Annotated in this window: 19 protein-coding genes; 7 read left to right on the top strand and 12 right to left on the bottom strand. The window is 71.9% G+C overall.

What is annotated here, in order from left to right:
- Nucleotides 1–137: 137 nt before the first annotated feature.
- Nucleotides 138–1085, bottom strand: a complete 948-nt coding sequence (locus R9X44_RS05380) for a GlxA family transcriptional regulator (protein WP_319812854.1) — start codon at nt 1083–1085, stop codon at nt 138–140.
- A gap of 86 nt (nt 1086–1171) precedes the next feature.
- On the opposite strand from R9X44_RS05380, the gene R9X44_RS05375 reads away from it, so the two are divergent.
- On the top strand, nt 1172–2425 hold the full coding sequence (locus R9X44_RS05375) for an MFS transporter (RefSeq protein ID WP_319812853.1): 1254 nt from the start codon (nt 1172–1174) through the stop codon (nt 2423–2425).
- A gap of 8 nt (nt 2426–2433) precedes the next feature.
- Here the strand turns inward: R9X44_RS05375 and R9X44_RS05370 are convergent, their stop codons facing one another.
- The 6 genes from R9X44_RS05370 to R9X44_RS05345 all read right to left on the bottom strand — a co-directional run bounded on the left by R9X44_RS05370 (nt 2434) and on the right by R9X44_RS05345 (nt 7566).
- Nucleotides 2434–3165: a trimeric intracellular cation channel family protein gene (locus R9X44_RS05370; RefSeq protein WP_319812852.1), complete on the bottom strand. Its 732-nt coding sequence runs from the start codon at nt 3163–3165 to the stop codon at nt 2434–2436.
- Nucleotides 3166–3207: 42 nt separating this feature from the next.
- Entirely contained in the window at nt 3208–3837 is a 630-nt protein-coding gene (locus R9X44_RS05365; protein WP_319812851.1) for a helix-turn-helix domain-containing protein, read from the bottom strand.
- A gap of 61 nt (nt 3838–3898) precedes the next feature.
- A complete protein-coding gene (locus tag R9X44_RS05360) occupies nt 3899–4348 on the bottom strand; it encodes a MarR family winged helix-turn-helix transcriptional regulator (RefSeq protein WP_319812850.1) in 450 nt (149 codons plus the stop codon).
- Nucleotides 4349–4464: 116 nt separating this feature from the next.
- Nucleotides 4465–5436, bottom strand: coding sequence for a TIGR03557 family F420-dependent LLM class oxidoreductase (locus R9X44_RS05355; RefSeq protein WP_319812849.1), 972 nt, complete (start codon nt 5434–5436; stop codon nt 4465–4467).
- A gap of 71 nt (nt 5437–5507) precedes the next feature.
- Entirely contained in the window at nt 5508–6794 is a 1287-nt protein-coding gene (locus tag R9X44_RS05350) for an alpha/beta fold hydrolase (protein ID WP_319812848.1), read from the bottom strand.
- A 163-nt stretch (nt 6795–6957) separates the two neighbouring features.
- Nucleotides 6958–7566: a TetR/AcrR family transcriptional regulator gene (locus tag R9X44_RS05345; RefSeq protein WP_319812847.1), complete on the bottom strand. Its 609-nt coding sequence runs from the start codon at nt 7564–7566 to the stop codon at nt 6958–6960.
- Nucleotides 7567–7664: 98 nt separating this feature from the next.
- Here R9X44_RS05345 and R9X44_RS05340 point away from each other — a divergent pair, with 98 nt between their 5' ends.
- The gene (locus tag R9X44_RS05340; protein WP_319812846.1) at nt 7665–8630 is read left to right on the top strand and encodes a diiron oxygenase; all 966 of its coding nucleotides are present in this window, start codon (nt 7665–7667) and stop codon (nt 8628–8630) included.
- A gap of 28 nt (nt 8631–8658) precedes the next feature.
- Complete coding sequence (locus R9X44_RS05335; protein WP_319812845.1) at nt 8659–10023, top strand: FAD-dependent oxidoreductase; 1365 nt, start codon at nt 8659–8661, stop codon at nt 10021–10023.
- A 410-nt stretch (nt 10024–10433) separates the two neighbouring features.
- Here R9X44_RS05335 and gndA read toward each other — a convergent pair whose 3' ends face one another.
- Nucleotides 10434–11873, bottom strand: coding sequence for an NADP-dependent phosphogluconate dehydrogenase (gndA, locus tag R9X44_RS05330; protein WP_319812844.1), 1440 nt, complete (start codon nt 11871–11873; stop codon nt 10434–10436).
- A gap of 100 nt (nt 11874–11973) precedes the next feature.
- Complete coding sequence (locus tag R9X44_RS05325; RefSeq protein ID WP_319812843.1) at nt 11974–12960, bottom strand: hypothetical protein; 987 nt, start codon at nt 12958–12960, stop codon at nt 11974–11976.
- A gap of 101 nt (nt 12961–13061) precedes the next feature.
- Between R9X44_RS05325 and R9X44_RS05320 the strand changes: the two genes are divergently transcribed.
- From R9X44_RS05320 to R9X44_RS05305, 4 genes are all read left to right on the top strand, one after another.
- Complete coding sequence (locus tag R9X44_RS05320) at nt 13062–13652, top strand: TetR/AcrR family transcriptional regulator (protein ID WP_319812842.1); 591 nt, start codon at nt 13062–13064, stop codon at nt 13650–13652.
- A gap of 63 nt (nt 13653–13715) precedes the next feature.
- Nucleotides 13716–14546, top strand: coding sequence for a class I SAM-dependent methyltransferase (locus tag R9X44_RS05315; RefSeq protein WP_319812841.1), 831 nt, complete (start codon nt 13716–13718; stop codon nt 14544–14546).
- Between the two features lie 114 nt (nt 14547–14660).
- A complete protein-coding gene (locus R9X44_RS05310; RefSeq protein ID WP_319812840.1) occupies nt 14661–15554 on the top strand; it encodes a metal-dependent hydrolase in 894 nt (297 codons plus the stop codon).
- Between the two features lie 91 nt (nt 15555–15645).
- A complete protein-coding gene (locus tag R9X44_RS05305) occupies nt 15646–16431 on the top strand; it encodes a VOC family protein (RefSeq protein ID WP_319812839.1) in 786 nt (261 codons plus the stop codon).
- Between the two features lie 36 nt (nt 16432–16467).
- On the opposite strand, the gene R9X44_RS05300 is transcribed toward R9X44_RS05305, so the two are convergent.
- From R9X44_RS05300 to R9X44_RS05290, 3 genes are all read right to left on the bottom strand, one after another.
- The gene (locus R9X44_RS05300; protein ID WP_319812838.1) at nt 16468–17277 is read right to left on the bottom strand and encodes an endonuclease/exonuclease/phosphatase family protein; all 810 of its coding nucleotides are present in this window, start codon (nt 17275–17277) and stop codon (nt 16468–16470) included.
- A gap of 80 nt (nt 17278–17357) precedes the next feature.
- A complete protein-coding gene (locus R9X44_RS05295) occupies nt 17358–18041 on the bottom strand; it encodes a phosphotransferase (RefSeq protein WP_319812837.1) in 684 nt (227 codons plus the stop codon).
- Nucleotides 18042–18172: 131 nt separating this feature from the next.
- The gene (locus R9X44_RS05290; RefSeq protein WP_319812836.1) at nt 18173–21241 is read right to left on the bottom strand and encodes a M14 family metallopeptidase; all 3069 of its coding nucleotides are present in this window, start codon (nt 21239–21241) and stop codon (nt 18173–18175) included.
- Nucleotides 21242–21260 lie beyond the last annotated feature (19 nt).

Raw genomic sequence — 21260 nt, 5'->3', positions numbered from 1 at the left:
TTTGCGGCGCCCCTGACGTTCCGGGCTGGGCGGCCGCAGTTCTGCGGGCGCGTGGTGAGCGTCGCGTCGCGAGGCGCTTGGCGCGGTGTGGTTGGGGGCGAGGTCGGGTGGCTGGCTGGTGCCTGGGGTGGGGAGGGTTAGGGGGCGGGGAGGCCGCGGTGGGCGTGGCGGTAGGCGGAAGGGGTGGTGCCTACGGCGGTGCGGAAGCGGCGGCGGAGGTTGGTGGGGGAGGACAGGCCGGTGCGGTGGGCGATGGCTTCTATGGGGAGGTCGGTTTCTTCGAGGAGGGCGCGGGCGTGGGCGATGCGGCGGTCGAGGAGCCAGCGGCCGGGGGAGACGCCGAGGCGTTCGGTGAACTTGCGGCTGAGGGAGCGTTCGGACGTGCCGGAGCGTTCCGCCATGTCGGCGACGGTGAGGGGGGCCGCGAGGTTCTCGGTGATCCAGTCGAGGAGGGGGGCCAGGGGATCGGCGGCGGGGCCCAAGGTGGGGAGGCGGGGGTATTGGCGTTGACGGCCTTCGCGGTGCGGGGCCGCGGCGATCTGGCGGCCGATCCGCAGGGCGAGGGCCGCGCCGTGGTCGGATCTGACGAGGTGCAGGCACAGGTCGATGACGGTGGCCGACGCCCCGGCCGTCACGACGTCGCCGTGGTCGATGTACAGGACCGAGGCGTCGGGGCGCACGCGGGGGTGGCGGCGGGCGAGCTCCCCGGCGAGGTCCCAGTGGACTGCCGCGCGTTTGCCGTCGAGGAGGCCGAGCGCGGCGGCGACGAAGACCCCGGCCCACACCGTGATCAGCCGCGCGCCGCGCGCGTGCGCCGCGCCGACGGCGGCGAGGACGGCGGGTGACGGGTCGCGCCGCCAGTCGGCGAGCAGGATCGTGTCGGCGTTCGCGAGGGCTTCGAGGCCGTCGGTGATCTCCAGGGCGGCCCCGAGGGTCGTCGGGAGGGGTCCCGGCCGTTCCGCGCACAGCCGGAAGGAATAACGCAGGGGGATTTCCGGCCCGTGGTAGCCGAAGACGGCTGACGCGCAGGTCACCGGGTACAGCTCCTGCCCCGGGCTGACCAGGGCCACCACACGATGTCGCATGGCAGGAAAGTACCGGATCGCGTCTTTCCGGACACCTGTGGGGATGGCGGCGCGTGGCAAGAATGACGGGTCATGGAGTACGCACGATGACCGCGACCGTGGAACGCACGGCCCCCGCCGCACCCGCCCCCCGCCTCTGGACGACGACGTTCACCCTGTACTTCGGGGCACGTGTGGTGTCCCTGTTCGGCGACGCGATGATGCCCGTCGCCGCGGCCCTGGCCGTCGGCCGGATCTACGGGATCTCCGGCGTCGGTTATGTGATGGCGGTGTGGACCGGCTCTTTTGTGCTGTTCCTGCTCGCCGGGGGCGTCCTCGCCGACAAGGTGGGGGCGCGGACGATGATGGTCGCCGCCGACGCCGTCAGGGTGCTCGCGCAGGGCGCGGTCGCGGTCGCGTTCTTCCTGGGGACGCCGCCGATGTGGCTGCTGCTGGCGACGTCGCTGCTCGCCGGGATCGCCACCGCGATGTTCCAGCCGGGCGTGAACGGGATGGTGCCGCTCGTCGCGTCCGATCCGCAGCGCGCCAACGGGGTGCTGAAGATCGCTGACGCGGGCGCGCAGGTCGCCGGGCCCGCGCTCGCCGGGATGCTCATGGTGCTCACCAGCGCGGGCGTCGTCTACACCGTCGACGCCGCGACGTTCCTGCTGAGCGGGCTGCTGCTCGCGCTGATCCGGGGCCTGCCCGCGGCCGCGCGGGTCAAGAGCGCGTTCCTGCCCGATCTGCGCGAGGGCTGGCGCGAGTTCCGGGCGCGGTCCTGGATGTGGTCGGTGATCATCATCTGGGTGTTCTTCGGGCTTTTCGTCTTCGGTCCCTCGGTGCCGCTCGGGTCGCGGCTGGTGGGGGAGCGGCTCGGCGACGCGGCCTACGGCTGGGTGATGGCGTCGCTCGGGCTCGGCACCGTGGTCGGCGGGCTGACGGCGATGCTGCTGCGTCCGGCGCGGCCGCTGGCGGCAGGCGGGATCGCCCTGTTCGGGTTCACGTTCGTGCCGCTGACGCTCGCGCTCCAGCCCGCGCTTCCGCTGCTCATGGCGGGCCATCTGGTCGGCGGCTGCGCCTGGGCGTTCTGGTCGGTGATGTGGGCGACGAGCGTGCAGACGCAGGTGCCCTACGCCGTCCTCAACCGGGTGACCGCGTACGAGATGGCGGGTTCGGTCGCGGGGATAGCCGCCGGGCAGGCCCTCGTGGGCGCGTACCTGCTGATCCTCGCGCCGCGTGATCTGCTGCTCGTCTCCACCGCGACGACGGTCGCCGTGTGCCTCGCCCTTCTGCTGACGCGTCCGGTCCGCTCCTTGCGCGCGGTCCCGGCGAAGACCCCTGCGGGAGATGTACAGGTATGAGCCTTGGCTCAGGCCCCGTCGCCCTGCTCTTCGTCCTTCTTGCGACGCAGTAGGCGGCGCGCCCGGTTGCGCGGCGGACGCGGTCGCGGAGATCTGCGCACCTTCCCGAACACCGCTCTTGCCTCGTACGGCATCCCCACGGGCAGCCCCCACCCCCTGCGGGCCGCCAGGAGCCGCAGGAGGGTGCCGACGACGATCCCCAGGACGGTCCCGGCGACGACGGCCCCGAAGGCCGAGCAGACGACGTAGACGCTCGCGACGATGATCGCGACCGACGCGTACAGCTCGTTGCCGCCGAAGACCGACGGGACCCGCTGCACGAGCAGGTCGCGGATCGCGCCGCCGCCCACGGCGGTGAGGGTGCCGAGCAGGATCGCGGGGACCCAGCCGAGGCCGGCGGCGAGGGTCTTCTGGGCCCCCGCGATCGCCCAGACGCTGAGGGCGAGCGCGTCGAGGCTGAGGAACAGCCTGTGCCAGTCCTGCTCGGTGAACTTCAGCAGGAACGCCACGGCCGTCCCGGCCAGGGCCGTCGGCACGTAGAGCGCGTTGGTGAGCGCGACGGGCGGGCCCTGCATCAGCAGCACGTCGCGGACGACGCCGCCGCCGAGCCCCGACACCACCCCGATCACGGCGAAGCCGAAGAGGTCGAACCCGCGGTGCCGTGCGACGACCCCGCCGAGCAGGCCGTTGATGCAGACGCCGATGAGGTCGAGCACCGTCGTGATTGTCGCGATCTCCACAAGAAGATCGTAGAGAGCCGCCGGGCCCGGCCCGTGGGCAGGTCAGGACGGTTCCGGGCCCTCGTCGTACAGCGCGCCGAGGACGAGGTCCTGGAGCCGGTGCATCTGGGCGCGGAAGATCAGGCGCGCCTCGGGGTCGCCGGGCTCCAGGTGGACGCCGTCCGCGCGGTCGATGCCGCCGTTCAGGAAGCCGTACAGGCTCCAGGTGACGACGTTGCCGATCATGAGGAAGTCGGGGTGGCGCAGCGCCTCGGCGCCCATGATCTCGGCGGTCCGCCGCAGGATCGGGGTGCGGTAGCGGTCGTCGAGCCCGACGAGGTCGGCGGCGTCGTCAAGCGCGCGGTGCTGCCAGAGCGCCATCGCCTCGGGGTGGTCGAGGTAGAAGTCGAGGACGCGGGCGAGGAACTTGCGCGCGCCGTCGGCGTCGGCGGTGAAGGTCGCGGCGACCTCGTCGAAGAGGGCGTTCTGGGCGGCGAAGAAGTCGGCGATGATCTGTTCGTAGATGCCGGGTTTGCCGCCGCGTGCCTTGATCTCCTCCTGGTCGACCCCCGCGGCGTCGGCGATCATCCGCCCGGTGGTGGCGTCGTAGCCGACCCCGGCGAACAGCCGAAGGGCGACGTGCAGGACCGGGTCGCGTCCGGGCGGCGGCGGCTCGTGCGGGCTTTCGGCCATGCCCACACACTAAGGTGACCCGACGCCAACGGTCTGCCGCGAATCGGGAGATCATCGCAGGTCAGGGCCGGGGCCAGGGCCGTCCGCTGAGGTGCTCGACGTCGGTGTTGAAGCGGCGAAGGAAGGCGGCGAAGGTCTCGCGTTCCTCGGTCGTCCAGTCCTTGACGACCTTCTCGACGCTGTCGACGGTCCGCAGCCGCTCCTCCTCGAGCCGCCGCTCGCCGTCGGCGGTGATCCGGAACTGGCGGGCGATCCCGGCGTCGGGGTCGGCGATGCGCTCGACGAGCCCGGCCCGCAGCAGCGCGGACGTCTGCCGGTTGAGGGTCGACTGGTCGAGGCCGAACGCCTCGCTGAGCCGGCGGATGGTCATGGGGCCGTCAAGCAGGATTCGGCTCAGCAGGACGTAGGCGCTGCGGTCCATGCGGTCGCTGTGCCGTCCGTGCGGGCCGAATACCTGGCTGTGCCGCCCGAGCAGCATCATCTCGTACTCGATCTTCTCCGCCGGTCCCATCCGCCGTCCGTCCCGTCCGAGTGGCCGCGCCGGTCGCGGGCCCAGAGGGAAGAACCTATCCCACGCAATGTGTGCAAGATGCATGTGTTATGCACCCTGCACACGGCATGTGACGGTCAGGGCTGCTTGGGCAGGGCGCGCAGGCGGCCGTCGAGCTGCCCGCTGTAGAAGTCGAAGAAGAAGTCCGGATCCGGCCCGCAGTTGAGGATCACCAGGTGGTCGGTCCCGGAGTCGACGTAGGAGCGCGCGGCGGCGACGATCTTGTCGGGGTCCGAGCCGCACGGGAAGGCCGCCGCGATGTCCTCCTCCCGGACTGTCTCGCTGGCCGCCGCGAACGCCGACGGGGTCGGCAGCTCCGACATGACCTTCCAGCCGAGCACCGACCAGCGGGTCGTCGAGTGCGCGGCCTTCACGGCGGTCTGCTCGTTCTGTGCGTAGGCGAGCGACATCTCCCCATAGACGGGCCCGCGCCCTCCCGCCTCCCGGTACGTCCCGGAAAGGGCGGACTCGGGCTCGGTGACGAACAGGGCGTCACCGATCTCGGCGGCGAGCTTCGCCGCGGCGGGGCCGCCCGCCGCGACCGCGATCGGCACCGGCTCGTCGGGCAGGTCGAAGAGCTTGGCGCGGGCGAGCTCGAAGTGCTCGCCCCGGTAGGACCGGTATCCGCCCTGCCACAGCAGCCGGATGATCTCGACGGCCTCGCGCAGCATCTCCTGCCGCTTCTTGGGCGACTCGGGGAACCCCTCCCCGACGACGTGCTCGTTCAGCCGCTCCCCGGAGCCGACGCCGAGGGTGAACCTGCCCCGCGACATCACCCCGAGCGTCGCGGCGGCCTGCGCGATGATCGCCGGGTGGTACCTGACGGTCGGGCAGGTGACGCCGGTCAGCAGCCTGATCCGCTCGGTCCGCGCGGCGATCGCGCCGAGCACCGACCAGGCGAACGGCGAGTGGCCCTGCGCCTCGAGCCACGGATGGAAGTGGTCGCTGATCTCGACGAAGTCGAAGCCCGCCTCCTCGGCCCGGACGGCCTGCTCCACAAGGTCGATCGGGCCGTACGCCTCGGCCATGAGCTTGTAGCCGATCTCCATTCGTCCTCCCCGATAGTGAGATGTCCCTTCTGTCCCGCTACCCAGGGATGCCGCGCGGCTACCCGGCACGCTCAGGGGAGGTGTTCGCGGAACCACGCGGCGGCGAGGAGGCAGACGGTCTCCAACGCGCCGGGTTCGGCGAACAGATGGGTGGCCCCGGGCACGACGTCGAGGCGGTTCGCGCACGTCAGCCGCTCCTGCGCCGCCCGGTTGAGGTCGAGGACCTCGGTGTCCGCGCCGCCCACGATCAGCAGGGTCGGGGCGCGGACGGCGGGCAGGTTCGCCCCGGCGAGGTCGGGCCGTCCGCCGCGCGAGACCACGGCCTGGACCGGCGACGCGCGCGAGGCCGCGGCGTGCAGCGCGGCCGCCGCGCCCGTGGACGCGCCGAAGTAGCCGACGGCGAGGTCGGGGACCTTGCCGAGCAGCCAGCGCGTCGCGCCTTCGAGGCGTGCGGCCAGGAAGTCGATGTCGAAGGTCCGGTCCGCCTCGGACTCGCGCAGCAGGTCGAACAGCAGCGTGCCGAAGCCCGCGTCGTTGAGCGCGCTTGCGACGCCCCTGTTACGCGGGCTCGCCGCGCCGCTTCCGCTGCCATGTGCGAAGACGACGACCGAGCGGGTGCCTGCCGGCAGCGTCAGATGGCCGGGAAGCTCCTCCCAGCCCACCAGGACGTCCTCGTCGGCCTCCGGGGCCTCCTTGGCGGCGGCACGGGCCAGCAGAAGTTCGACCTCGGCGTCGGGCGTCGGCGCGAAGTCGTCGTACCAGGCGCCGACGGCGGTGAAACCGTCGGGCAGCAGCGGGCAGACGACCTCGTCGGCGGACTCGGCGACGGCGGCGGCCGAGTCGCGGGCGGCGACCGGCACCGCGACCACGACACGTGCCGCGCCGAGCTCCCGCGCCACCGCGCAGGCGGCGCGGGCCGTCGCGCCGGTGGCCAGGCCGTCGTCCACGAGGAGCGCGCACCGCCCCTCCAGGGGGAAGCGCGGGCGCAGCGCCCGGTAGCGCGCGGCCCTCTCCTCGAGGTTCGCGCGTTCCCGCCGCTCGACTTCGGCGAGTTCCGCCCTGCCTGTCCTGGTCTGTGCGATCAGATGCTGGTTCAGCACCCTGACCCCGCGCTCGCCGACCGCGCCGAGCGCGACCTCGGGCTGCGCGGGCAGGCCGAGCTTGCGGACGACGATCACGTCGAGGGGCGCGTCGAGGGCCGCCGCGACCCCCGCCGCGACGGGCACGCCGCCGCGCGGAAGCCCGAGCACGACGGGCTTCTCGGCCGCCAGGCCCGAGTCCGCGAGGAGCGCGCCGAGGCGCTCGCCCGCCTCCATCCGGTCCCGGTAACCCCCGGGCCCGCTGTCTGGGAAGACCATTCCACCTCCGCTTCCGGCTGGTGGACACTGCTCCCTCCAGTGTCGGCGAGGCCGGGCCGTCCCGCCAATGGCCGGAGACCGATGGTGGCCGGTCCTTGGCACTGCGCGAGAACCGCGACGCGGCCGGGGCCGTCCGTTGACCCGGGCTTTGGCCGACGGGCCGTCAGCGGGAGGCGGGGAGGCCGGTGAGGAAGGCCAGGCCGGTGCCGAGGTAGGAGCGCAGGACCTCGGGGTCGTCGAAGTCGTGCCCGGTGTTGACGATCACCGCCGCCATGACGACCCGGTAGAGCGCGTCGACCAGGACCGAGATGTCCACATCGGGCATCCGGCCCGCCGCGATGTGCGCGCGCAGGACCGGCGTCACGAACTCCTCGATCCGGTCGACCTGCACGCGGGCGTGCAGCGTGAAGACCGGCAGGACGAGTTCGGGCACGTCGCGCAGCGCCGCGGTGAGCAGCGGGTGGTGGCGGGTGTAGTCGATGACGAGGACGAGGAGGTCGGTCAGGTACTCCGGCGTCCAGGCGAGCTCGTCGAAGGCGGGGGAGATGTGCTCGATGAACGCGGCGAGTTCGCGTTCGACGAGCGCCTCCTTGATGTCGTCCACGGTGCCGCCGTACTTGTACAGCGTCGGACGTGAGACGCCTGCCTTGCGGGCGATCGCCGACAGCAGTCTTCCCGAGGCGAATCCGCCCTCGACCAGGCATTCGGCCGCGGCGTCGAGGATCAGCGCGCGGAACTCCTCGGGAGTGCGGCGCGAGGGGCGCTCTGTCACGCAGCTCACTCTATTGCCCCCGGGGGGAGGCCCTTGACCCGGTCACGGGCTCCGTTTACAGTCGGCGCAGTAAGTGTAAACGGACTGCGGAGGCCGTGATGATCGAGCAGGACTACAAGGACATGCTCCAGACCCTCTCCGAGGGATCGGTGCACCGCAGGTTCGACCCCTACCTCGACATCGCCTGGGACTCCCCGGAGATGGCACTCGACCCGGACGACCCGCGCTGGGTCCTGTCGGAGCACAGCGACCCGCTCGGCGTGCACCCCTGGTACCAGGCGCTGCCGTTGGAGCGGAAGATCGAGATCGGCCGCTGGCGGCAGGCCAACGTGCAGAAGGTCGGCCTGAGCTTCGAGAGCGTGCTGATCCGCGGCATGATGCAGTACGTCATGCGGCTGCCGAACCAGTCGGCGGAGTTCAGGTACTGCCTCCACGAGATGACCGAGGAGTGCAACCACATCCAGATGTTCCAGGAGTTCGTGAACCGCACGGGCGAGGACGTGCCCGGTATGCGCGGGCTCTACCGGAACACCATGGCGACGTGGAGCCTGTTCGCGCGTTGGCCCGCGCTGTTCTTCATCGGCATCCTCGCCGGCGAGGAGCCCATCGACCACATCCAGAAGACGCTCATCCGCGAGGGCAAGGACATCCCGCCCGCGATGCTGCGGACCATGGAGATCCACATCGCCGAGGAGGCGCGGCACATCTCCTTCGCGCACCGCTTCCTGCGCAAGCACATCGGGGAGCAGAGCCGTTCCGCGCGCGCGCTCACCTCGATCACCTACCCGGTGGTGATGCGCTGGCTCGGCGGCGCGATCGTCGTCCCGCCGCCGGAGTTCGCCAAGAAGTTCGCCATCCCGCGCCACGTGATGAAGGAGGCGTTCTGGGACTCGCCGCGCTCGCGGGAGCTGCTGCGCGAGTGCTTCAACGACGTGCGGATGCTCGCCGACCAGCTCGGCCTGATGAACCCGGTGTCGCGCAGGGTGTGGCGGATGTGCGGCATCGACGGCCAGTCCTCGCGCTTCCGCGGCGAACCGCACCGCCCCGCACGCACCGCCGCCTGAGCCAGCCACGAGGGAAGACGCCCACCCCATGCCGCACGTCGTCACCCGGTCCTGCTGCAACGACGCCAACTGCGTCTACGCCTGCCCGGTCAACTGCATCCACCCCACCCCCGACGAGCCCGACTTCGCCACCGCGGAGATGCTCTACATCGACCCCGCGGCGTGCGTGGACTGCGGCGCGTGCATGACGGCGTGCCCCGTCGGCGCGATCCGCCCGCACTTGGCGCTCACCCCCGACCAGGCGCCTTTCCTCCAGATAAACGCGGACTTCTACAAGGAGGGCAGGGACCGCGGCACACTCCTCGCCCGGGTGCCCTCGCCGCTCCGGGTGCGCGAGGGCGCGCCGCCGCGCGTCGCGATCGTCGGGTCCGGCCCCGCCGCGATGTACGCCGCCGACGAGATGCTGACGATCCCCGGCGCGACCGTCGACATGTACGAGCGGCTGCCCGTGCCCTACGGCCTCGCCAGGTTCGGCGTCGCGCCCGACCACGGCGACACCCGGCGCGTCGCCGACACCTTCGACGTCATCGCCCGCCAGGACGGGTTCCGGCTGCACCTGAACACCGAGGTCGGCCGCGACATCGACCACGCCGCGCTCCTCGACGGGCACGACGCCGTCGTCTACGCGGTCGGGGCGGCGTCCGACCGCAGGCTCGACCTGCCGGGGGCCGACGGGATCGGCACCGCGACCGAGTTCGTCGGCTGGTACAACGGCCATCCCGACCACACCCGGCACGTGTTCGACCTGTCCCACCGCAGGGCCGTCATCATCGGCAACGGCAACGTGGCCCTCGACGTCGCCCGCATCCTCACCCTCGACCCCGCGACGCTCGCGGCGACCGACATCGCCCCGGACGCGCTCGAAGCGCTGCGCGCGAGCCGGGTGGAGGAGGTCGTGGTGCTCGCGCGGCGCGGCCCGGCGGACTCGGCGTTCACGTCGGGGGAGCTGCTGGGGCTCGCGGCGGCGGTGAACGTCGTGGTGGAGGGTGACCTCAGTGATCCGGGTGGGCTTGAGGGGGCGGCTTCGCGGAAACTGGGGCTGCTCGCGGGGTTGGGTGCGCCGGGGGAGGGGCGGCGGGTGGTGCTGCGGTACTTCAGTGCGCCCACTGGGCTTACCCCGGATGGGGTGCTTATCGGTGAGGAACTTCTTGAGGCGGGGCTTGTGCTGTCGTCCATCGGGTACAAGGGCAGGCCGGTACCGGGGCTTCCCTTTGACGAGGGCACTGGAACTGTGCCGAATGACAAGGGGCGCGTTATTGGCATGGACCGCACGTATGTGGCGGGATGGATCAAACGGGGGCCGAACGGGTTCATCGGTACTAACAAGACGTGTGCTAGGGAGACTGTTCGCACCCTGGTGGCAGACTTGAATGGTGTGCTTATCGGGGCTTGAGGGCTGTGCGCTGTGTTTATTTGGGCCTGGCGGCCGTGCGCCTTAAAGCCCAGCGCTGTCCCTCCGGCCCTGGGGGCCTACGGGACAGCGCTGGGCGCGCACGGCCGCCAGGCCCGGTGTCTTCACTATCGGGAGAGAAGCCCGGCCCAGCATTCCTTGTACCCCTCACGGCTTCCCTGGGTGGGTCCGTTTGCGTGGGGGCTGGGGTCTTCACTATTGGGGACTGGGGCCGGGCCGGCGTTACTTGTACCCCTTCACGGGTTCCCTGGGCGGGTCTGTTTGCGTGGGGGCTGGTGTCTTCGCTGTCGGGGACTCGGGCCGGGCCGGTGTTCCTTGGAACCCTCGCGGGTTCTCTTGGTGTGGGATTGTCCCGGATCTCAGGTTTTGTGCGGGTTTGTCCCAGGGCGGGCTTAGGTGGCTTTTTCCTTGCGGTCGCCTGACCAGTCGGTGTGGAAGGTGCCTTGGTGGTCGGTGCGGTGGTAGGTGTGGGCGCCGAAGTAGTCGCGTTGGGCCTGGGTGAGGGCGGCGGGGAGGCGGGGGGAGCGCAGGGCGTCGTAGTAGGCGAGGGCGGCGGAGAAGCCGGGGACGGGTACGCCCCGGTGGGTGGCGGTGGCGACGACGTCGCGCCAGTCGGTCTGGGCGTCGGCGAGTTCGGCGGCGAACGCCGGGTCGGCCAGCAGCAGCGGCAGGTCGGGTTTGGCGTCGTAGGCGGCGCGGATGCGGTCGAGGAACGCGGCGCGGATGATGCAGCCCGCGCGCCAGATCGCGGCGATCTCACCGAGGTCGAGTGCCCAGCCGTACTCGGCAGCGCCCGCGGCCATCTCGTGGAAGCCCTGCGTGTAGGAGACGATCTTCGAGGCGTACAGGGCCTGCTCGACCTTGGCGGCGAACGCGTCGGCCTCGGCCTTGGGGAGCGGCGTCGGGGTCGGGCCCGCGAGGTCGACGGCGGCGGCGCGCAGGTCGGCGTGGCCGGACAGGGACCTGGCGAACACCGCCTCGGCGATGCCGGAGACCGGGACGCCGAGGTCCAGTGCGGTCTGCACGGTCCAGCGGCCCGTGCCCTTCTGCTCGGCCTGGTCGAGCACCACGTCGACGAACGGCTTGCCGGTGGTGGCGTCGGTGTGCGCGAGCACCTCTGCGGTGATCTCGATGAGGTAGGAGTCGAGCCGGCCGGTGTTCCACGAGCGGAAGACCTCGGCGATCTCGGCGGGCGACCTGCCGCCGACGTCGCGCAGCAGCTGGTACGCCTCGCCGATCAGCTGCATGTCGGCATACTCAATGCCGTTGTGCACCATCTTGACGAAGTGGCCCGCGCCGTCCGTGCCGATGTGCGCGACGCACGGCGACCCGTCCTCGGCCTTCGCGGCGATCTTCTCGAGCATCGGCCCGAGCGCGGCGTACGACTCCGCCGAGCCGCCCGGCATGATCGACGGGCCGTTCAGCGCGCCCTCCTCGCCGCCGGAGATCCCGGTGCCGACGAAGTGGATGCCCTTCTCGCGCAACGTCTTCTCGCGCCGCCTGGTGTCGAGGAAGTGCGCGTTCCCGCCGTCGATGATCATGTCGCCGGGCTCCAGCAGCGGCGCGAACTCCTCGATGACCGCGTCGGTCGGCGCGCCGGCCTTCACCATCACCATGACGCGCCTGGGCCGCTCGAGCGCGGCCACGAGCTCCTCGGGGGAGCGCGCGGGCACGAACGCGCCCTCGGCCCCGAACTCCTCGACCAGCTCCTTGGTGCGGCTCTCCGTGCGGTTGTGCACCGCGACGGTGTAGCCCTGGCGCGCGAAGTTGCGCGCGAGGTTGCGTCCCATCACCGCGAGGCCGCTGACCCCGATCTGCGCCGAACCGCTCATTCGCCCCGTCCCCCTTGACGTCGCGCCGTCTCCCGGCGCAGCTATGCCCCTACCCCGCCGTCGGCGAGGCTACCGGCGGCGGGGGACGAACCTCGGGAGGTCAGGCGGCGGGGACGAGGACGTCGTCGTCGGCGGGCCGCTCCGGCGCGGCGGGCCTGCGGCGTCCGGCGAACACCACGAGACCCGCGCCGACCACCGCGAACGCGGCGAGGACGGCAAGGGGACGGCCCGCGCCCGCCCAGTCGAAGTAGGCGGCCGAGCGCATCAGCGTGGCGGCCGCGCCGGGTGGCAGGAACTGGCCGATCGCGCCCCACGGCTCGGGCAGGAGTTCCGGGGCGGCGGCCGCCGCGGAGAACGGGTTGCCGATGAGGAAGACGACGGCGGCCGCGGCCCCGAACCCGGCCTGTCCGAAGGCCGCGCCGAGCCCTCCGATGACCGAGGGGACGGCGAAGCTGACGAGCGCGACGACCGCGGCGACCTGCCAGAACGCCGACGACGGCAGCAGGCCGAGCCAGGTCACCGACACGAGCGTGCTGGCGAGGCCCGCGCCGACGGCGAACACGCCGAGCGCGGTGAGCCTGGCGCGGGTGCCGCTGAGCTGGAACGCGAGCAGGGCGGACGCGGCGATCCCCGACATGACGAGCGGCAGGATCATCGCGGCGAACCCGCCGCCGCGCGGGTCGTCGGGGCTCGCCGCGACGACGTCGGTGACCGGCGTCGCGGGGGCCGCCCCGGACAGCCGTCCGGCCGCCTCGGTGAGCAGTTGCGAGACCGCGGGGCCGGAAGCGGACGCGACGAGCAGGCGCGGTCCCTGCGCGGTGACGACGATCGCGCCGTACACCTCACGGTCCTCGATGGCCTCGGTGGCGGCTGCCTCGTCGGCGTAGGTCTTGATCTCGAACGCGCCGGGGCTCGCGGCGCGCAGTTTCTCGGTGAGCTGGGCGGCGGCTGGCGCGGGCCCGGCGACGCCGATCGGCAGGTCGCGCGGCGCGGTGTGCGTCGGGGCCCACGCGAACGCGACGATCAGGAGGGCTTGGAGCAGGGCGAGCGCGGCGCCGAAGACGAGCGGCATCCGTGACTTGGACATCGGGGGACTCCAAAAGCGAACATCCGTTTTCCTTAGACCCGAAGTGCAGCACGGCACGCGCGGGTTTGTCAAAATCGAATGTCCGTTTTATTTTGGCGGACATGCCGAAAGTCAGTGACGAACATCTCGAGGCGCGGCGGCGCCAGATCCTCGACGCGGCGACCCGGTGCTTCGCGCGCGAGGGCTTCCACGGCACGTCGATGCAGGACATCTTCCGTGAGTCCGGCCTGTCGGCGGGCGCGGTGTACCGCTACTTCCCCGGCAAGGGCGACATCGTCGAGGCGATCGTCTTGCACAAGCGCGAAGTCCTCGCCGAGCACATGGCGGGGGTGCTCGGGCAGGCCGAGCTGCCGCCGCTCGAGGAGATCTTCGCGGGGTTCACCGAGGCGGTCCGCGAGATCGCCGACCTCGACGTGCTCGGCCTGATCCCGCAGGCGTGGGCGCTGGCCACCTACGACCCCGTGGTCGGCCCCGCCATCCGCGGCCTCCTCGACACCCTGCGCGACTACTGGGTGGCCGTCGCGGTGCGGATGCGCGCGGAGGGGACGCTGGCCCCGGACGCCGACGCCGTCGCCGTCGGCCGCACCCTGTTCAGCATGATGCCGGGCTTCATCCTCCAGAACGCCCTCTTCAAGGACTTCACGCCGGAGGAGTTCCAACGCGGCATCACGGGCCTGCGCGCGCGGGTCTGAGCCGTGCCTGGCCGGGCGAAAACCGCTGGTTCGGGAGGGGTGCGGGCTGCCATGCTCGGGCGTATGACGGACAGCGGTGGCGCACGCGCGGTCGGCACGGAACTGAACCGGGCACTGTGGGACGAGAGAGCCAGGATCCACGGGACGACGGAAGGCGACAGGTTCTACGACGAGGCGTCCTTCGTCGCGGGACGCCGCACCCTCAACCCGCTGGAGATCGGCCTCGTCGGGGACGTCGAGGGCCGCGACCTGCTGCACCTGCAGTGCCACTTCGGCATGGACACCCTCGACTGGGCGCGGCACGGCGCACGCGTCACCGGGGTCGACTTCTCGCCGGTCGCGATCGCGCGGGCACGCAGGCTCGCCGAGCGCACGGGCCTGGCCGCCGAGTTCGTCGAGGCCGACACCCAGGCGCTCCCGGCGAGCCTCGACGGCCGCTTCGACGTCGCCGTCGCCACGATCGGCGTGCTGTGCTGGATCGGCGACCTCGCCGCCTGGATGGACGGGGCGGCCCGCGCGCTAAGGCCGGGCGGACGTCTCGTCATCGTCGACCTGCACCCGGCCTGCCAGATGGTCGCCTCGCTCGACCCGCTCGTCATCGACTGGCCCTACGGGGGAGGCGAGCCGCACAAGGAGGTCAGCGAGGGCACCTACGCCGACCCTTCGGTGCGGACCGAGCGGCGCGAGGTGGTCGCGTACCCGTACTCGCTCGGCGAGATCGTCACCGCGGTGCTCGGCGCGGGGCTCACGCTCACCCACCTCGGCGAGCACGACGCGGCCGAGTTCGACCCGCGCGGCTTCCTCGTCAAGGGCGACGACGGACGCCACCGGCTCCCGCTCGGCGACTCGCACCTGCCCGTGCTGTACTCCCTGACGGCCGCCAAGCCCGGCTGACGGCCCGATCCGGCCGCCCCGCGTGGCGTTACCGGGTGAAACGCCGGGGGGATGCCACAATTCGGGAGCGCCGAAGGCGCGTCCCCCGGCACCCCCTCGAAGGAGTCCCGTCCCATGATGGGCCGCACCCACGCCCTGTCCGGAGCAGCCCTCTTCACGGCGGGTGCAATCCCCCTCGACCTGCCGCCCGACCAGATCCTCGTCGGCGCGGTCGCGTGCGCGGGCGCGGCGGTCCTGCCGGACATCGACCACCACGGCTCGCACATCGCGCGGTGCTTCGGCCCGATCACCCGGGCCTTCGCCTGGTTCGTCGGCAAGGTCGCGGGCGGGCACCGCAACGGCACGCACTCCGCGCTCGGCGTCGGGCTCGTCGCCGCGCTCGTCTTCTTCTCCTGCGCGGTCTACACGCAGGACGAGGCGACCCTGTGGACGGGCCTGGCCATCACCGGCGTGATGCTGCTGTTCGGCCTGTTCTTCGGGCTGCTGCCGTCCAAGGGCAAGGGCCGTGCGGCCTACCGCAAGCCGTGGCACGGGTTCCTCGCCATCATGGCGTGCGCGCTCGCCGCCGCCGGGGTCGGCACCGCCGCCTACCAGTTCGGGCAGAACGCCGGCCTCGTCCTCGTCGGCGCGGTGGTCGTGCTGATCCTCGCCGCGGCGATCCGCCCGCTCAACATCGACGGGATCTGGGACGACCTCGCGCCCATCCCCATCACGATCGCGCTCCTGTGGTTCGAGGTCGACCTGACCGTCCTGCCGTACGCGATCGTCGTCGGCGTCGTCATCCACATCTTCGGCGACATGATCACCCGGGGCGGCTGCCCGCTCGGCTGGCCCTGGTCGCAGACCATGTTCGGGCCGAAGTGGTTCCGCACCGGCGACCGCACCGAGAAGCGCCTTGTCTTCCCCGCCCTCGTCCTCATCCTCGCCGTCTCGGCGGGCGTCCACGCGGGCCCCTACCTCATCGACCGGAGCGACCAGCTGCGTCAGTCCGTCGACAGCGGCACCTGACGGGCCCGCCGCGCGGCAGCGGGCCGGGCGAGATCGGGTAAAGGTTTGCTTCGTCGCGTTCGCCGGGGCGGCGTACGGTCACGATGGAGGTATGCCACCAAGTGACGGGGAGCCGGGGGGAGCGCCGTGCTGGATTGAGCTGTCGGCGCAGGAGCCCGCCGAGGCGCTGCGCTTCTACGGCGAGCTGTTCGAGTGGCGGCTCGAGTACGACGAGGTCAACGGGTACGGCAACTTCCTGCGCGGCGGGGAGACCGCCGCGGGGCTGTGGCCGGAGGGCGCGTCGGGCGGCGCGGCGAGCTGGACGGTGTTCTTCGCCGTCGAGGACGTGGCGGCGACGGTCGGCCTCGTCCGCGACGCGGGCGGGCACGTGGTGGTGGAGCCGACGGCCGTCGAGGACTACGGGATTCTCGCGGGGTGCCTCGACACCGAGGGCGTCTTCTTCATGCTGTGGCAGAAGGGCGAGCGCGGCTGCGTCGAGCTGTACGGGCAGCCGGGCAGTTGGGCGTGGACCGAGCTGTTCACCCGCGACACCGCGGGCGCGACGGCGTTCTACCCGCGCGTGCTCGGCTGGGGACAAGCCCGCGAGGGCGACCGCGTCCGCTGGACGGTCGGGGGCAGGGTCGTCGCGGGCATGCTGCCGATCCGCCCCGAGATCCCGCCCGAGGCCCTGTCCGCCTGGCTCGCGCACTTCGCCGTCCCCGACGTCGCCGCCGCTGCCGCGTTCGCCGAGGAGCTCGGCGCGTCCCGCATCGCCTCCTTCGAGGACCCGACCTACGGGCCTGGCGTGGCGCTCGCCGACCCGCAGGGCGCGCAGTTCGTTCTGATCCCGACCCCCTCGGCGACGGCGCGGACCCGCTTCCCCACCGATCCCGGGTGAGCGGGCCGCCCGGTCGCGCCCGGGCGGCCCAGGGCGTCAGCCGATGACGAGGTCGGCGACGACGGGCAGGTGGTCGGAGGCGTCGGCGCGGACCACCTCGACCGAAGCCACGCGCACCCGGCCGGAGACCGTCACGTAGTCGATGCGCTCGCGCGGGTCGGCGGCCGGGTAGGTCGCGCCAGGCCCGGTTCCCGCGGCCGTCCACGCGTCGGTGAACGCCGTCCAGAGCGGGGCGAGCTCGGGCGCGTCGGCCTCGGCGTTGAAGTCGCCCATCAGGACGCGTGCCGCGCCGCCGCCGTCGCCGAGCACCGCGAGCATGTCGGCGACCTGTGCGCGCCGCACGGCCGGGTCCGGCCTGAAGTCGAGGTGGGTGGCGTACACGTGGACGGGCGTGCCGCGCACGTCGATGACCGCCTCGGGGAAACCCGGCGCGCGGACGGGGGATGGATCGGGCGTCTGGGTGGAAAGGCGGGTGATCTCATGGTTTTCCGTCGCCGTCACCGGGTGCCGGGACAGGATGGCGTTGCCGTACTCGCGGCGCGGGCCGCCCGGCGTGACCGGGTCGAGGCTGTAGATCGGCCCGGTGTGGACGCTCATGCCGAGCGTCCTGCCGAGCTCCCCGGCGAGGTCGAGCCAGCCGCTGCGGTCGCCCCAGCGGACGTCGACCTCCTGGAGGCCGAGGACGTCGGCGTCGAGCTTGCGCAGCGCCGCCGTCAGGCGGGGGAGGTCGAAGACCCCGTCGGAACCCGATCCGGCGTGGACGTTGTACGTCGCCACCCGCAGGCCGTTGTCGCGCGGGTGGGCCGCCGAGGGCGTCGGCAGCGGTGAGAAGGCAGAGAGCAGCACAGCGAGCAAGCAGAACACGGCGCGTGCGCTGACGCCAGCCACTTCAAGGTGTCTTGAAGCTGGCGTCCGGCACGCCGCGGTCACCGCAGGGCGGCGCGCAGTTCCGGCAGCCGGGCCCGCATCCAGGACGCGAGGTCGGCGAAGACCGCCTCGGCCGCCGTCCTGCCCGCCGCGCGGTGGGCGTCGCGGGTGCGCTCGAAGCGCGCGGTGATCTCGGCGAGGACCGCGGCGGGGTCGTCCCAGCCGTACGCCGCGCAGAACAGCGCGGTGCGGCGGGCCTGCTCGGCGATCGCGCAGCCGGGGTCGGCGACGTTCGCGAAGCACCACACGGCGTGCCCGAGGTCGTGCAGGCGGGTGCCGGGCGCGAGCTCGTCGTCCCAGTCGATGAGGCCGATCGCCAGCTCGCCGTCGAACACCGTGTTGTGCGGGCCGAGGTCGCCGTGGCAGACGACCTCGCCGCCGTCGGCGACGGGCGCGCCCGCGGTCGCGTCGTGGAACGCGCGGATCAGCCGGGCCGCCGACTTGAGCCTGGCGTCGGAGACGGGGGCGTCGTCCTTGACGGTCTCGCCGGGGATGTAGGTGAGGATCTCGCGGCCGTGCTCGTCCTCGCCGAGCAGCCGGGGCGAGCCGGCGAACTCGGCCTTTTCCAGATGCAGCAGGACGTCCCGGACATAGGGGCTGCTGTCGTGCGCCGGGCGGCGGACTGTGTCGCCCACCCGCACAAGGCCGAGGGTGTTCCCGCCGGCCAAACTCTGCTCGTCCATATCCCCGCCACCCAACACCCGGCGCGCGGGCCCCGCAACCGCTGTGATCCAAGAGTGATCAAGGAAAACCGTCACGGAAAGGGTCCCTCCCGGACGGCTTCCGGGAGGGACCCTCGCTCAGCGCGCTCCGGCTAGTGCAGCAGGTGCCGCAGCGACCGCTTGACGAGGTCGGCCCGGCTCGCCGCCGAGTTCAACCCCTCAAGCCCGAAGCCGAGGTAGACGGTGTCCTTCGTGGCGACGCCCGCGCCCTCCTCGAAGGCCAGCGCGGTCCTGATCCAGTCGTTGGCGGCCGCCGCCGAGCCCTCGGGCGGCCCGGAGACGGTCCAGCCGCCAAGGCCGTCCTCGAAGGAGGTCTCGGCGAGGGTCGCGCCGCCGGAGGTCACCTTGGCGTCGTCGACGAACACGCCGATGCCCTGGTAGCCCCAGTCGCTGACGTAGGAGATGGACACCTCGACCTGCTTGCCCGCGTAGGCCGACAGGTCGAACGTCCACTCGTGCCAGCCGCCGGACTGGCCGGACGCCGAGTGCCACGCGCCGGTCGTGCCCGTCGGGGAGCAGTCCGCGCCCTGGTAGTGGTTCAGGTGCGGGTGCAGGACGCGCCAGCCCGCCGCGCAGCTCTCGCCGGTCTCCTGGCTCGTGGCGCCGCCCGCCTCGGGCAGCGTCGTCCAGTCGTCCGCGCCGACGGTGTGCGCCTCGACGAAGAACTGGTCCCAGTCGGCCTCGACGTCGAACGACGTCTGGAACGACAGGGTTCCGTCGGCCTTGCCGGTGAGGTCGATCGTCCGGGTGAGGCGCTTGTAGGAGACGTCGGCGTTCTGGCTGTAGACGTAGTTCGCGCCGGTCCTCGGGTCGAACGGGCCGGGTCCGGGACGGTCCCAGCCGAGCGCCGCCGCGCCGGCGAACTGCGGGAAGTCGCGCGGCGGCAGGAAGCTCGACGTGGTGAGCAGCGAGGCCGCGTGGTCCTGGTTGCCGGGGGAGTCGCCGCCGTTGAGCACGCCCGCGAACCCCTTGAACCTGCCGGACCCGCCCTTGACGGGGTAGGGCGCGCCGGTCTCGTCGCCGCCGGTGCCGCTCACGTAGGTGTAGGTGCCCAGGTAGTACTGGAGGAAGTCGTTCACCAGCGGCAGGCAGGGCGGGTCGTCGGGCACGGTGCACTCGGGGTCGGCGGCGTCGGGCTCGTAGAAGTACGCGCCGTTCGCGCCCTCGGCGAAGCCCGCGTACTTGCCGGTGTACAGCAGCTTGCCTCCCTCGTTCAGGTAGTCCCGCACGGCGAGCTGCGTGGCGAGCGCCTTCTTGGAGGCCGTCCCGGGGACCTGTCCTTGGGCGCGCGGGATGATGTCGTCTCCGGTCTCCCAGATGACGGCGTCATAGTGCGCCAGCACGCCGAGCGGGTGCGGTGACGCGTTGTGCGCGTCCTGGTCGTAGACGTCCGAGGTGTATCCGGCGGCCTTCACCGCGGCCTCGTACGAGCCCGCGTACCTGGCGCTCGTGACGCCCTGGACAGGGCTGATGCCCGTGACGTCCTCGGCGGCGAGGACGAGCACCTTCCCGCCTATGTCCGTCGCGACCGTGTACGTGAACTTGGCGCTGGAGACGTCCTTGCCGCCCTTCTTGGCCGTGTACCAGGCTTCGACCTTGTCCTTCGGCTTGGCCTTCACCGTCGCCCTGTACTCGGCGTAGTAGATGGCGTTCTCGTCGCCGTACCGCTCGCCGCCCTTCCACTCCTTGGCGTTGGCCTGCTTCACCGGGCCGCCGTTGATCCGGTAGTTGAGCCGCAGCTTCGTGAGCGCGCGCTTGGCCTCGACGGCGACGGGCTGGCTCGTGCCGTGGGAGACGGGGAAGGGGTCGATGACGAGGTCGGGCGCGGTCCTGCCGACGACCGAGACCGGGTCGTCGGGGTCGTGCGCGGACTTGGCCGTGGCGATCGCCAGCGGGAGGTTCTTCGTGAACTCCTGCTGGATCAGGCCCTCGTCGTCGGGGAAGTTGAAGACGCTCTCGCACGCCGCGGGGTCCCACGGGTCGTTCGGGTCGACCTCGCTCGCCGTCTCGCACGTGGACATCTCGGGCGTCATCGTGAGCGCGCCGTAGGCGTTGGTGAAGTGGCCGTCGGTGTCGCCGTTGGTGATGTACAGCTCCGCGCCGAGGTCGGGGTCGTAGCCGGGGACGGCAGGGTGGGCGTCGTCGCCGAGCAGCGCCTCGAAGATCCGGTCGTCGGGGGTCGGGGTCTGCTGCTGCCAGCCGTTCCCGTAAAGCAGCAGTTCGGCTGCCGAGTGGTAGTTGATGACGTATTTCGGCCTGATCTTCTTGACGAAGTCGTTCTGCGCCTTGGTCTCGGGCTCGGAGGCGGGACGGGTTCCCCGGAACGTCTCGCTGTCGATCGCGGGCGACGATCCCTCGTTGTCCCAACCCCATTTGTGGGGGAAGTTGCGGTTGATGTCGACGCCGTCGAGCGTGGTGACGACGCCGTCGCGGTCGTTGTCGCGCAGGTTCTTGCGCCACAGGCGGTTGCCCTCGGTGAACGTGTGGTCGTAGCCGTCCACGTTGACGACCGGCAGGAACCACAGGTCGGTGGTGTCGACAAGCTTGGTGATCTCGGCGTTCTTGCCGTACTGGGCGAGGAAGTACTGGAGCTGGCGGCGCACGTTCTCGGTGGTGATCCACTCGCGCGCGTGCTGGGTGCCCTGGAAGACGACGGACGGCCGCGAGCTCTTGAGCGGCTGCTTGCGCGCGCCCTTCGTCACGCGTACCGCGGTGATCGGCTTGCCGTTGACGCTCTTGCCGAGGTCGACGGCGTCGGCGATGTCCGGGTACTTGGTCTCGGCGGCCAGCAGCTCGGCGCGGATGCCGCCCGCGCCGCTGTAGGGCCGGTAGACGCCGTCGCCCGCGGCCGCCGCCTTGGCCTTGGCCACGGGCTTCGGCGCGATGGGCACGCCCTTGGCCGCCAGGGCCGCGCCCTTGAGCGCGCTCATGACGACCTCGACCTCGATCCTGCCGTCGGCCTGCGCGCCGAGCGCGATGTCCTCGTGGTCGAGTCCGAGGGCCCGCAGGCTCTGGAGCTGCTCTGGCGTGATCTTGCCGGTGAACACCTGGATCCGGTCCGCGCCGGGGTCGGGGGCCGCGGTGGCGGGGGCCGTCACGGCCACCACCGCCGACGCGCCCACGACGACCGCGGCACATGCCGAGATCAGCGTGCGCCTCATCGCTTCTCCTGTCATGGGG

This window comes from Actinocorallia sp. A-T 12471 (assembly GCF_033875155.1).
In the GTDB taxonomy this organism is placed as follows: Bacteria; Actinomycetota; Actinomycetes; order Streptosporangiales; family Streptosporangiaceae; genus Actinocorallia.
Note: the sequence above shows the minus strand (reverse complement) of the source record. Positions and strands in the feature narration are given on the sequence as shown.

Excerpts from the sequence above, each read along its gene's own strand:
- R9X44_RS05380 (WP_319812854.1), bottom strand. The coding sequence starts at position 1,085 with ATGCGACATCGTGTGGTGGCCCTGGTCAGCCCGGGGCAGGAGCTGTAC.
- R9X44_RS05375 (WP_319812853.1), top strand. The coding sequence starts at position 1,172 with ATGACCGCGACCGTGGAACGCACGGCCCCCGCCGCACCCGCCCCCCGC.
- R9X44_RS05365 (WP_319812851.1), bottom strand. The coding sequence starts at position 3,837 with ATGGCCGAAAGCCCGCACGAGCCGCCGCCGCCCGGACGCGACCCGGTC.
- R9X44_RS05360 (WP_319812850.1), bottom strand. The coding sequence starts at position 4,348 with ATGGGACCGGCGGAGAAGATCGAGTACGAGATGATGCTGCTCGGGCGG.
- R9X44_RS05355 (WP_319812849.1), bottom strand. The coding sequence starts at position 5,436 with ATGGAGATCGGCTACAAGCTCATGGCCGAGGCGTACGGCCCGATCGAC.
- R9X44_RS05350 (WP_319812848.1), bottom strand. The coding sequence starts at position 6,794 with ATGGTCTTCCCAGACAGCGGGCCCGGGGGTTACCGGGACCGGATGGAG.
- R9X44_RS05340 (WP_319812846.1), top strand. The coding sequence starts at position 7,665 with ATGATCGAGCAGGACTACAAGGACATGCTCCAGACCCTCTCCGAGGGA.
- R9X44_RS05335 (WP_319812845.1), top strand. The coding sequence starts at position 8,659 with ATGCCGCACGTCGTCACCCGGTCCTGCTGCAACGACGCCAACTGCGTC.
- gndA (WP_319812844.1), bottom strand. The coding sequence starts at position 11,873 with ATGAGCGGTTCGGCGCAGATCGGGGTCAGCGGCCTCGCGGTGATGGGA.
- R9X44_RS05325 (WP_319812843.1), bottom strand. The coding sequence starts at position 12,960 with ATGTCCAAGTCACGGATGCCGCTCGTCTTCGGCGCCGCGCTCGCCCTG.
- R9X44_RS05320 (WP_319812842.1), top strand. The coding sequence starts at position 13,062 with ATGCCGAAAGTCAGTGACGAACATCTCGAGGCGCGGCGGCGCCAGATC.
- R9X44_RS05315 (WP_319812841.1), top strand. The coding sequence starts at position 13,716 with ATGACGGACAGCGGTGGCGCACGCGCGGTCGGCACGGAACTGAACCGG.
- R9X44_RS05310 (WP_319812840.1), top strand. The coding sequence starts at position 14,661 with ATGATGGGCCGCACCCACGCCCTGTCCGGAGCAGCCCTCTTCACGGCG.
- R9X44_RS05305 (WP_319812839.1), top strand. The coding sequence starts at position 15,646 with ATGCCACCAAGTGACGGGGAGCCGGGGGGAGCGCCGTGCTGGATTGAG.
- R9X44_RS05295 (WP_319812837.1), bottom strand. The coding sequence starts at position 18,041 with ATGGACGAGCAGAGTTTGGCCGGCGGGAACACCCTCGGCCTTGTGCGG.
- R9X44_RS05290 (WP_319812836.1), bottom strand. The coding sequence starts at position 21,241 with ATGAGGCGCACGCTGATCTCGGCATGTGCCGCGGTCGTCGTGGGCGCG.